Source organism: Sporolactobacillus sp. KGMB 08714, from assembly GCF_036598985.1.
GTDB lineage: Bacteria > Bacillota > Bacilli > Bacillales > Sporolactobacillaceae > Sporolactobacillus.
On the sequence record NZ_JAUUBW010000038.1, the window covers coordinates 14975 to 27086 of the forward strand.

General features: G+C 44.3%; 9 protein-coding genes. 6 read left to right on the forward strand and 3 right to left on the reverse strand.

Annotated features, from left to right (window positions below; genetic code table 11):
- Positions 1-558: 558 nt before the first annotated feature.
- The gene (locus tag Q6A92_RS15505; protein ID WP_332238643.1) at positions 559-1485 is read right to left on the reverse strand and encodes a response regulator; all 927 of its coding nucleotides are present in this window, start codon (positions 1483-1485) and stop codon (positions 559-561) included.
- Between the two features lie 3 nt (positions 1486-1488).
- The gene (locus Q6A92_RS15510; protein WP_332238644.1) at positions 1489-2781 is read right to left on the reverse strand and encodes a sensor histidine kinase; all 1293 of its coding nucleotides are present in this window, start codon (positions 2779-2781) and stop codon (positions 1489-1491) included.
- A gap of 440 nt (positions 2782-3221) precedes the next feature.
- Between Q6A92_RS15510 and Q6A92_RS15515 the strand changes: the two genes are divergently transcribed.
- The 6 genes from Q6A92_RS15515 (at position 3222) to sdhB (ending at position 10524) form a co-directional block, all read left to right on the forward strand.
- Complete coding sequence (locus Q6A92_RS15515) at positions 3222-4538, forward strand: anaerobic C4-dicarboxylate transporter family protein (RefSeq protein WP_274398735.1); 1317 nt, start codon at positions 3222-3224, stop codon at positions 4536-4538.
- Positions 4539-4601: 63 nt separating this feature from the next.
- Positions 4602-5360 carry an aspartate/glutamate racemase family protein gene (locus Q6A92_RS15520; protein ID WP_332238645.1) on the forward strand — a complete coding sequence of 253 codons (759 nt, stop codon included), beginning with the start codon at positions 4602-4604 and terminating at the stop codon, positions 5358-5360.
- 143 nt (positions 5361-5503) lie between these two features.
- A complete protein-coding gene (gene aspA, locus Q6A92_RS15525; protein ID WP_274398739.1) occupies positions 5504-6937 on the forward strand; it encodes an aspartate ammonia-lyase in 1434 nt (477 codons plus the stop codon).
- A gap of 398 nt (positions 6938-7335) precedes the next feature.
- Complete coding sequence (locus tag Q6A92_RS15530; RefSeq protein ID WP_332238646.1) at positions 7336-7944, forward strand: succinate dehydrogenase cytochrome b558 subunit; 609 nt, start codon at positions 7336-7338, stop codon at positions 7942-7944.
- 38 nt (positions 7945-7982) lie between these two features.
- Positions 7983-9734: a succinate dehydrogenase flavoprotein subunit gene (sdhA, locus tag Q6A92_RS15535; protein WP_332238647.1), complete on the forward strand. Its 1752-nt coding sequence runs from the start codon at positions 7983-7985 to the stop codon at positions 9732-9734.
- 19 nt (positions 9735-9753) lie between these two features.
- Positions 9754-10524 carry a succinate dehydrogenase iron-sulfur subunit gene (gene sdhB, locus Q6A92_RS15540; RefSeq protein WP_332238648.1) on the forward strand — a complete coding sequence of 257 codons (771 nt, stop codon included), beginning with the start codon at positions 9754-9756 and terminating at the stop codon, positions 10522-10524.
- A 956-nt stretch (positions 10525-11480) separates the two neighbouring features.
- Here sdhB and Q6A92_RS15545 read toward each other — a convergent pair.
- Positions 11481-11711, reverse strand: a complete 231-nt coding sequence (locus tag Q6A92_RS15545) for a hypothetical protein (RefSeq protein WP_332238649.1) — start codon at positions 11709-11711, stop codon at positions 11481-11483.
- Positions 11712-12112 lie beyond the last annotated feature (401 nt).

Genomic DNA, 12112 nt, shown 5'->3' on the forward strand with positions numbered 1-12112 from the left:
ATATCTCTGTGAATCGAGACCGAAATCGCTGGAAGACGCTGGATATCGGCAGTAAATCGACGTTTATCATCAATAAAATACAGAATATCAACAATAACCGTCAGAAAATCGACAGTAACAGCCAAATAATCGCCAGTAAACGGACTGGAATCAATAAGTACGAATATCGGAACAGTAAGCTGTACCCGATTGGTTTAAACTCATGACAGGGTGATACTCCGTCAGAATAGGGCGAATCGAGACCATTCTAGGGCGATCGTTCACTGCTTTAGGGCGATTCATTCTTTTTTCGGGGCGAGACTGGCCGGCGGTCTGGCTGGGTATGGATCGCATCTCTGTCCATGATCGGCCGTAGCGGGCCGTTTAGCAGTTTACCGGCCGTCGTGCTCGACCGTTAGGCGCAGTTTATCGGCTGTCGCATTCGATTTATCGGTCGTTTTAGCTGGTCTATCAGTCATCTCCCGGTAGTTTTATCTTTAGACTGTCTACTTTACAGGAAACTGTTCCATCCGGCTTCAAGGGATCTGTTCATTAAGGAATGGATACAGCGGATTTTATTTAACGAAACTCGTCTTTTTTGATTGCTTCAAAATATAAGGATTGAATAAATTTTTTGATATTAATATGGACATGTTCCCATTCCTTGATTTTTAATGGATTTTGTATTTGCTGCATCCTTATTCGTATTTGTTTAAAATCAAAAAACTGAGGTGCAAAGCGTTCGAAGACAGGATTTGAATAATCCTCCACACCTAAGGCTGCAATATGATCCAGAGATTGATGGACTGCCCGCCTCACGCTTTGTTCGGCTGATTGAATCATTCTGGGCAGATGATTACTGTTTCCGTATTTCTTCAGGCAAGAGCTTTTAAAAAGTGTTTTTAAAGGTATAGATTCCATTTTATCCTGCCTTTCGTCTTCAATGTTTGATATGGCCTCAAGAAGATCAAGAAGTTCTACGTAACCTCTCCCATAGGTGACGCCAAGTTGAATTAATAAATGTTTTCCTCTTTCGCGAATACCGTTGTGATTGTTCTCTTTTACAGCTATTTTTCGCCTGGGCAGTTCTATTTTTACTTGTTCGACACGTTTGTAGATATCTTGAATTGAGTTTTCGAGTAAAATACGTTCTCGCAGTTTATTCACAATATTGACGATTTCCAATTTGTTGATGGGTTTCAAAATATAGTAGTCGATGCCGTATGAGAATGCTTTGCCGATTAAATCTTTGGTCTCGACTTGTGAAATAACGACTACTTTTCCATTATAGGCCGGCATGATAGACCGTATGATTTCAATGCCGTCTCGCTGGGGCATTAAAAGATCAAGCAGCAATATATCAATTTGTCTTGACATCAGAACCTCTGTGCATACTTTGGATCCGTCGGCGGTCTCCCCTTCGACAGTTCCCAGTTTTTCATCTTCTATAATGTTTGATAGAATGGCGCGAATAGAATCATTATCGTCCGCAATAAAAAATCTCATCGATTATATGCCTCCCTTTTCGCTAATACGATCAATCGGCAAAGCGACAATAAATGATGTTTTTGCTGATTTTGTATGCTGATCAAGTTCAATCGTGCCTCCGAGATGTTCAATAAAATCTTTAACGTAGGTTAAGCCAATTCCTGTTGAAGCATTTCCAGCCGAGTCAAATTTTGTCGTAAAACCAGGCTGGAAAATTAATTTGCGTCCTCTTTCTGCTATCCCCGGCCCATCATCTGTTATTTTGATAATAAGAAGATTTAATTGGCTGCCGGCCGTCAAAGTGATCGATCCTGATTTTTCAATCGCCTCAACTGCGTTTGTAACGAGATGATTGATTGCAGACAAAAGAAAATAAGCATTGTATAAAGGATGCTTACCACAAACGGTGACGGCAAACTTTATCTTTTTTCCTGAAAAATGCTGATAGCTATTATTGGAAGAGACAATAATAGCTAAAATATCGTCGATGCTCATATAATCAGATGTTTCATCTTTTTTCATCAGTTCGACCAATCCGGTATAGATACGCTGATGATCTTTTTTTATTTCATGCACCTCCGTGGCTATTTCAAGTGCTCTTTTGGCAATGAGATCGTTTACATTTTTTGAAAAATTATACAGTCCATAACAATTCTTTGTCAGTTGCTCGATATTACGCAATGATTTCTTTAATTGAACAGTTTCTACCATCAAGTTAGAAAAATGGAACAGCATTTTTTCATTTTTAGTCTGTAATGCTTCTTCAGCCTTCACAACTTTAGAAAAAATGATGATATAAAATAATCCGAGAACAAAAAAACTGCGAATGAACGCAACTAAGCAAATGAGGAGCAATCCGCTTAACGTAATTTTATCCTGATATAAAGCAGCTCTTATCACGATTTCCACAAGGCTGGAGATAATTTCAATTCCTGTTGTTAATAGACCTGCAAGAAGGGGGAAACGCAGGTTCTGTCTGACTTTACATACATGGAATAACCATCCGTAAACAAGATAATAAAAAAGAGCCGGAAAGCAAAGAATCATAGCTTCTTTATATTGTGTATGGGAGCTTAACTCAATCAGTAGGGTTCGGAATAGAACAACGGAGACTCCGGCCGCGCAGCCGGCCGGAGCAGACCTGATATTCTTGAACCACAGTTGAAAAAAAAGGAAAATCGGTGTTCCCAGACTGACGCGAAAAATCCCCTGCAATGGATAGAATCTGAATTCCCCCGCTACCGGTACGATTATTGTCATGATGAAATAAACAATCGCTTTTTCGCTCATTAAAATCCGATGTTTCTTTTCCATTTATGCTCATCACCCTGATTACGGGGACTTGCTCAACTTCATTCCTTCGTTCCATCTTTTATTATAACTTATAACAGCTCCGGTAATTTCGAAGTTGTTATACGAAAACCCCCTCTATTATCAGTACATCCAGAAAGATATCTCTTCTATGAATACACAGCGAATGCGTTCATCCAGTAAAAATATTTACCGCATTTTCATGACGCTTTTTTGAACATTAAGTCTGTTTTTGTATCTTTTTGTCTTTATTTGTCGCCCGGCTTATATAGTGAAAACGGTTCCAGAAGACATCAATCGGGAAACAAAGGCGATTTAAAATCTTCGGGGGCAAATCATCCATTCCTTCGCATCCAGATTAGAAGTCAATAGAACCTTCTTCGTTTTTGAAATATGAAAGGATCACGATTTTCAAATGAGAAATGACGGGAGGTAAAGAACGTATGTTTTGGATTGAATTAATCATTTTATTGGCGTGCATCGTCGTAGGTGCACGGATCGGCGGTCTGGGCCTTGGAGTGATGGGCGGGGTAGGATTAGCTATCTTTGTATATATTTTCGGCCTTCAGCCCGCAACTGCACCGATTGATGTCATGCTGATGATTCTGTCGGTTGTGACAACGGCCGGATGCCTGCAAGCTACTGGCGGCATGGATTATTTGGTCAGTCTAGCTGAAAGAATCTTACGCAGTCATCCAAAATACATTAATTTTCTCGCGCCGATCATCGCCTATTTGTTTACGTTTTTGGCAGGCACCGGGCATGTTGCCTATGCCATTTTACCGGTAATTGCCGAAGTGTCCAGAGAATGCGGCGAACGGCCTGAAAGGTCCATGTCAGTATCCGTCATTGCATCGCAGCAGGCAATCACGGCCTGCCCGATATCGGCAGCAACCGTTGCTATGGTGGCGTTACTGGATCCTTTTGGCATTAGTCTGCCTAAGATTATGATGATTTGCGTTCCCGCTACTTTTATTGGCGTCATGATTGCTGCACTAGTATCTAACAAAATGGGTAAAGAGCTGAAAGACGATCCGGTCTATTTAAAACGTCTGCAAGAGAAACTGATCGATCCGATAAACAAAGAAAAAAAGGCCTACGTAGCGACGAAAGCATCCAAAATATCCTGTGTATTATTCCTTTGCGCCGCTTTATTTGTTGTCCTTATGGGCACTTTTTCGAACCTCCGTCCGGGGTGGATGGTCGATGGAAAGTTTACTCGGATGGGAATGCCTGTCACCATTGAAATTATTATGCTGACGGCCGCAGCATGTATTCTTCTGATCTGTAAAGGAGACGTCGAGAAGGTTGTATCAGGCAGCGTATTCAAGGCTGGCGCTGCCGCTGTCGTGGCGATTTTCGGCATTGCCTGGATGGGGGACACATTTTTCCAAGGCAATGCAAAATTTATTACGGGAAACATTTCCACAATCGTTCATGCGGCACCCTGGCTGTTTGTCTTTGCCCTATTTATTCTCTCCATACTTTTGTACAGTCAGGCGGCAACGGTTCAGACACTTATGCCGCTCGGCATCACGCTCGGCATCAATCCTGCACTGTTAGCTGCCATGTTCCCGGCGGTCAATGGCTACTTCTTCATCCCGAACTATCCCACGGTTGTTGCAGCGCTCAATTTTGATACGACAGGAACGACGCATGTCGGCAAATATTTATTGAATCACAGCTTTATGCTTCCCGGTCTTATTTCGACCGCCTGCGCAGTTGGCATCGGTATGCTATCCATCCACTTTTTACTCTAATCGCGTCGATCGTCGGTCGATAGATACAAAACACAAAACAAACGAAAGGAGAAACATCATAACATGAAAACAATCGGAATAATCGGCGGAATGGGGCCTCTGGCAACAAGTGATCTGTATCGCCGCATCATTGCCCGAACGAAGGCAGCAAAGGATCAGGACCATATCCATGTCTTGATTGACAGCAATACCCGTATTCCCGACCGAACGGAGGCAATCATCGGCAATGGTGAAGATCCCCGGCCGGAGCTGATAAAATCCGCTGAACGATTAGAGCAGGGCGGCGCCGATTTTTTAATCATGCCCTGCAATACGGCACACTATTTTATAGATGCGATTCAGGCGAAAGTGCATATCCCGTTTATTAACATGATTGAAGAGACCGCGAAAGACACAAAGCAAAAATACGGACAGGAAACGGTTGTCGGAATTATGGCGACAGACGGAACGCTAAAAACTAAAATCTATGAACACTGTTATCACCGGTTAGCCATTAAAATCGTTGTTCCGGAAAAAAAGCAACAAAAACTAATGAAATTCATTTATGAAGTCATTAAAAACGGAAATTACGATGCCGGTACGGATTTGTTTTTTGAATGTGTTGAAGAATTAAAGAACAAGGGGGCGGATGCTTTCCTGCTAGGATGTACGGAACTCTCATCTGCACAATATTTATACAAGTTTGAGGGCCCCTTTATCAATCCGACGGAGATATTAGCGGAGGCTTCGATTATTCGTGCGGGCGGACAACTGAATGAGTGTCATTCCAACCGTCTGTTCTTCGGCTCGCCTTTTCTCTCTGACAGTAGGCCGGGGCGGTAAAAGTTGCTGATGCAGTTCAATATCCGGCCGCCAAGGGGGTGAGGCTGAAACTGATTAAGGATAAACCTATCAGCCAATAAAAGGTCCGTTTTTCAACATTCGTCACTTGAAATCCGTCATTCGTTAGAGGAGGAAGATCTGAGATGAGCAGTAAAACTGAAGATTACCGGGTTGAAAGAGATTTTCTGGGAGAAAAACACGTTCCTTTGGATGCCTATTTCGGTGTACAAACGATGAGAGCCGTCGACAACTTTCCGATCACTGGATATCACATTGATGATGAGCTCATCAATGCGATGGCTGTTATTAAAAAATCAGCTGCTCTTGCAAACTCGGAAATTGGTCAATTAAACGAGAAAATTGCCCAGGCGATTGTTACGGCAGCAGATGAAATATTAAAAGGAGAATTTCATGATCAATTTGTTCTTGATCCGATTCAAGGCGGAGCCGGGACATCCGTTAACATGAATACTAATGAAGTGATTGCCAACCGGGCACTTGAAATACTGGGAGAAGAGAAAGGAAATTATAAGGTCGTCAGTCCGAACAGCCATGTCAATATGTCACAATCGACCAATGATTCCTATCCGACGGCCATTCATCTGTCTGCGCTCTTTTTACTGGAAAAGCTCTTGAAAACATTGGAGGAAGTACATCATGATTTTGTGATCAAGGCGGAAGAATTTAAAGATGATATAAAAATGGGACGGACACAATTGCAGGATGCGGTTCCCATCATGCTGGGCCAGGAGTTTGCGGCGTATGCTGCCGTTCTGAAAAGAGATATTGAAAGAATCCGCGCCACCCGCGAGAACCTGTACAGTGTCAATATGGGGGGAACGGCTATCGGCACCGGTATCAATGCGGATAAAGAATACATTAGGAGAGTGATTCATCATTTAGCGGAATTTACGGGATTCCCGATCAAAGGCGCACAAGATCCCATCGACGGAACGCAAAACACGGATGTCTATTTGGAAGTTCATGCCGCATTAAAAACATGCATGCTGGATATGTCGAAAGTAGCGAATGATCTGCGGCTGCTGTCTTCCGGGCCGAGGTGCGGGTTAAACGAGATTAACTTGCCTCCCCGTCAGCCGGGTTCATCAATCATGCCGGGGAAAGTAAATCCGGTTATACCGGAAGTGTTAAACCAGAGTGCTTTTCAAATTGTTGGAAATGATCTCACAATCGGTATGGCCTGTGAAGCGGGTCAGCTGGAATTAAACGTCATGGAACCTATCATTGCCTACAATTTACTACAGTCCATTAAAATAATGACCCATGTTTTTACCGTTTTCAGCAAATTCTGCCTGCAGGGAATCACGGCGAATAAAGAGAAAATGGAAGAGTACGTTAAGCATAGTGTCGGCGTCATTACGGCGATCAATCCCCATGTGGGTTATGAGACAGCGGCTTCCATCGCTAAAAAAGCAATTATAACCGGGGAACCGGTTAGAGACATTATTTTAGAGGAAGGCGTGTTATCAGAAGAAGAACTGAATATCATCCTGGATCCGCGAGCGATGACTCATCCCGGAATCTCAGGAAAATCATCATTATCGAAAAAAAGCTGATTTTTAAATTTTTACAGAGGACGATGAATTGAAAGTAACCGGATTAGATTAGATAATCAAGAAAAAGTTTCCGCGGAAAAGCATTTAACAGCTGGGTGTTCCGGATCATTTAAAATGGCCGAGTTTTAAAATTTAACTTAAATCATTCAAACCATTTTTGATATTTTGCGATGCCGGATAGTGACTTAGCTACACCTCATATTGAGGCGTTTTTCTTATCTTTTCATAGTGCCGGATTCATGTGAAAACGAGGCCTTGCCTCACATCGTTTTGATTCAAAAAATAACGGCCGTTACAGCGATCGTATATTGAACTGAAGAACAACTGACGTTTATAGTTTGGACCAATATTTTTAAAGATTGTAAGAGTTAATATTTTGCTTTGGAGGGGGAAGGGATATGGCTGTACCACATGAATATGGTCAGCACCGCCTGCATTCGCTCCTTGGAGTCGTCCCGATCGGGTTATTTCTGATCGTTCATCTGACCATAAACTATCAGGCAACTAAAGGAGCGGACGCGTTTAACCAGGCGGCCGGTTTGATGGAAAGTTTACCCTATCTGTTTTTTCTTGAGACTGTGCTCATTTATCTGCCCATTTTGTTTCATGCGATTTACGGCATTTATCTTGCGTTTACCGCCAAAAATAATGTCGGAAACTACAGCTTTTTCCGCAACTGGATGTTTTTTATTCAAAGAATTTCCGGATTGTATCTCGTGATTTTTCTTGCCTGGCATGTCTGGGAGACACGGGTAGCGATGGCATTGGGGACTCCGCTTAACTATGAAATGATGGTTAATAATTTAAGCAATCCAGGAATCATGATCTTTTATGTCTTCGGTATTTTATGCGCCGTTTATCACTTCTCGAACGGACTCTGGTCGTTCTGCGTCCACTGGGGCATTCTCATGTCGCAGCGCTCGCAGCGAATCGGAACTTATGTAACGGCAGCGATATTCGTGCTGCTGACGTATGTCGGGCTTCGCGCATTGTTCGCATTCGTTTAATCATGTTGTTTGATTTTTCAGAAAAGGAGTGAGTCCAATTGAGTAATGGAAAAATTATCATCGTCGGAGGCGGCCTGGCAGGTTTAATGTCTGCCGTGAAGGCAGCCGAAGCCGGGGTGGAAGTCGATCTTTTTTCTGTTGTTCCCGTGAAGCGTTCCCATTCGGTCTGTGCCCAGGGAGGGATTAACGGAGCAGTCAATACAAAAGGCGAAGGCGACTCGCCGTGGCAGCACTTCGATGATACGGTCTACGGCGGCGACTTTCTGGCCAATCAGCCGCCGGTTAAGGCGATGTGTGAAGCGGCTCCGGGTATTATTCATCTCTTTGACCGGATGGGCGTGATGTTTAACCGCACACCGGAAGGGCTGCTTGATTTCCGCCGCTTCGGCGGAACGCAGTACCATCGCACCGCCTATGCCGGTGCGACGACCGGACAGCAGCTGCTGTATGCAATGGACGAGCAGGTCCGCCGCCAGGAAGCCAATGGGCGGGTACACAAATATGAATATGACGAATTCCTGTCGGCTGTGATCGACGGCGACAATATCTGCCGGGGAATCGTCGTTCAGGATATGCGCACGATGGACATCTCCATCTTTCGGGCGGACGCGGTGATCATGGCAACCGGCGGTCTGGGAATGATCTTCGGCAAATCGACAAATTCGATGATTAATACCGGTTCAACCGCATCCGCCCTTTATCAGCAGGGTGCCTATTTTGCCAACGGGGAATTTATTCAGATTCATCCAACCGCGATTCCCGGGGAGGATAAACTTCGGCTGATGAGCGAGTCTGCGCGGGGCGAAGGAGGGCGGCTCTGGACATATAAGGACGGTAAACCATGGTATTTCCTTGAAGAGAAGTATCCTGCTTTCGGAAATCTTGTTCCCCGTGACATTGCCACCCGTGAAATCTTCGATGTGTGCATCAATAAACATCTCGGTGTTAATGGACAAAATATCGTCTATCTCGATCTGTCGCATAAAGATCCGCATGAACTGGATGTCAAGCTGGGCGGTATCATCGACATTTATGAAAAATTTGTCGGCGAGGATCCGCATAAGGTTCCGATGAAAGTCTTCCCGGCGGTTCACTATTCAATGGGCGGCCTGTGGGTCGGCTTCGATCAGATGACGAATATTAAAGGTCTGTTTGCCTGCGGTGAATGTGAGTATCAATATCACGGCGCCAATCGTCTCGGTGCCAATTCACTGCTGTCGGCCATTTACGGCGGCATGGTCGCCGGACCCAATGCGGTCAGATACATTGCCGGACTGGATAAGGGCAGCGAAGAGATGCCGCAGAAACTGTTCGACGATGCACTGCATCGCGAGCAGGAAAAATATAAACAGCTGATTGCGCTGGACGGTCAGGAAAATGCTTACCGGCTGCATCAGGAACTCGGCGAATGGATGACCCAGTATGTCACGGTCGTTCGTGAGAACGGGACGTTGCTGAAGACGGACGAACATATTCAGGAATTAATGGAGCGCTACCGCAACATCAATCTGAATGACACATCGGAATGGGATAACGGCGCCGCCTCGTTTACCCGGCAGCTCTGGAATATGATGGAACTGGCCAGGGTAATCACACTGGGCGCCTATAATCGGAACGAAAGCCGCGGCGCTCATTACAAGCCGGAGTTTCCCGAACGCAATGATAAAGACTGGCTGAAGACAACCAAAGCCAAATTCAATTCAGAGAAAAACGGGCCGGATTTTTCGTATGAACCCGTAGACATCTCATTGATCAAGCCGCGTAAACGGGATTATACACACGCACATTAATTAAGAGAGGGGAAGGATCATGAGCGAAGCGAATCAACCGAAAATTTTTCAAATGATAATTACCCGTCAGGGCCGGCCGGACTCGCCCTCTTATCAGCAAACGTTCAATGTGTCCTATAAGCCGAACATGAACGTCATTTCCGCACTGATGGCTATCCGGCGTCATCCTGTTACGGCAGAAGGAAAGCAAACATCGGCACCGCAGTGGGAAATGAACTGCCTGGAGGAAGTGTGCGGCGCCTGTTCAATGGTTATTAACGGACGTCCGCGTCAGGCCTGTACGGCGCTGATCGACAAACTGAAGAAACCCATTCGGCTTGAGCCGATGAAAACTTTTCCCATCGTCCGTGACCTGATTGTTGACCGTTCACGCATGTTCAATGCGCTGAAACGGGTCAAAGCCTGGATTCCGATTGACGGGACATACGATCTCGGACCCGGGCCGCGCATGGCCGAAAGCAAGCGGCAGTGGGCTTATGAGTTGTCCAAATGCATGACCTGCGGCTGCTGCCTCGAAGCCTGCCCGAACGTCAGCAGCAAGTCCGATTTCATCGGCCCGGCGCCGCTCTCGCAAGTCCGCCTGTTCAACGCCCATCCGACGGGGGCAATGAATAAAGCGGAACGACTGAAGACAATCATGGGAGAAGGCGGTATCGAAGGCTGCGGCAACTCACAGAACTGCGTCCAAGTCTGCCCGAAAGAGATTCCACTGACAATGTCGATTGCTGCCCTGAACCGCGATACCGTTCTGCAATCATTCAAGAATTTTTTTGGCAGCGACTATCTGTAAAAAAAAAGGTACCCGCGTATGGCCTGCTTCTTCTTTATAAATTCAGGGCCCGGTCACTCTGATGCGGCACTGGATTTGATGCAGGTTTTACTGCTCAACCCGGCTGATCTGATTGATTGCTGAAAACGTTTTGTGCCATATGTTTAAAAGCGCTGCAACATTAGAGATAGATTTTAAGCATCAGTTTTCACTGCTTCTATTCAGAAAAATTGATCGCCCTTTATGAATCCCCAAAATCGCTGGTCCAATGCGTTTTTGAGGATTTTAATTTTATAGCGATGGCTGCGCTTTTAGAACTTAGCCGTTTAAAAAACTGTTGATTCATTAGATTTCCAGGCTCCATGCAGCGCAGGCAGAAAGGCATGATCTTTAGTTTGGAAAAAGATGCTTGAAAGATGATCAGACAAGGCATGACCATGTACAGTAGCAAATTCATCATATCCTTGACAGTATCCAAGAAACAGAGCACGACTCTTACTGTAGAGGCGGAGCGCTAGTTGCCGCTTATAAAAAAAAGCCCGTTCTGCGGGCATGCCTATTGCTATTTCAACATCACTTCATTATCTTACTTTTACGATCGATGAAGATAATCCCATCATAAAAGATTTGTGTGATTATAAACATACTAACCCTAGTGGTGCAGAAAGTACGACGGTACTTCCTGCATCACTTTTATTTTATAGTGGGAGTGGAGCATGAGGCCGTGGGCTCTTTGGCACTCGATGTCGTAATATAGACGAGCCGCTTCACTGATTTTCACTGCAATCTGTTCTAAGTATGCGGGACTCCAGAAGTCGTGTTTTGAAAATAAGATGTGTGAAAAAGCCCTTTTCTATTTTTATCTCGCTGATAACGCTCACTGTACATGAGAAAGATTCTATCCTGAGTTAAGATAGGCCTGACTCCGTTCTCGTGATAGTACTCTTCAGCTATTTTCCAGAGTGGCTGCTTTCATGTCATTCGTTCTTAAAAAAGACGTTAATCGACTGAGCGAGGTAATTTATCTTTAACTCTATATCTGAATCAATATTTTGAATCGAAAGGTTATCATTATCATCTAATTCTGCTAAAAACATATAATTATTTTCGGAATTTAATAAAATGCAGCGATTCTGGTCCTGTACAAAAAATGCCTGTTCAGATTCCGCCTGGATTGTCCACTCGCCGAATTTAGTTGTTGTATTCATTTTTTTCTCCTTCCAATTTACCGGCACGGTGTCATCATTTTTTAATGATGCTGTTCGTTTTCCTGTTTATTTTTTAGTTTCCACTGACTGCCTTTGTGTCTGTCTCCGGATCTTGAGATGCAGTGTGTCTCTTGGCCCTTTTTCCTTTCAATGAATCAAAAATATCCCATATTCATAAACGCTAAAGTCAGGATACGTTCCGAATGGCGCAATAAAAGCTTTCCCTTCTTTAGGTTGCGTAAACGGCACCGATGAAAAATCTAGGGGGAAAACGGGTGGCGGAACAGTTAATAGTTTAATAATAAATCCATGTTTTTTCAAATATATCAGCTAAAATATGTAAATGATCTCATGATTTCAATTAATCAAACATGGGTATTCCCTCAAATCATGTATCCAAT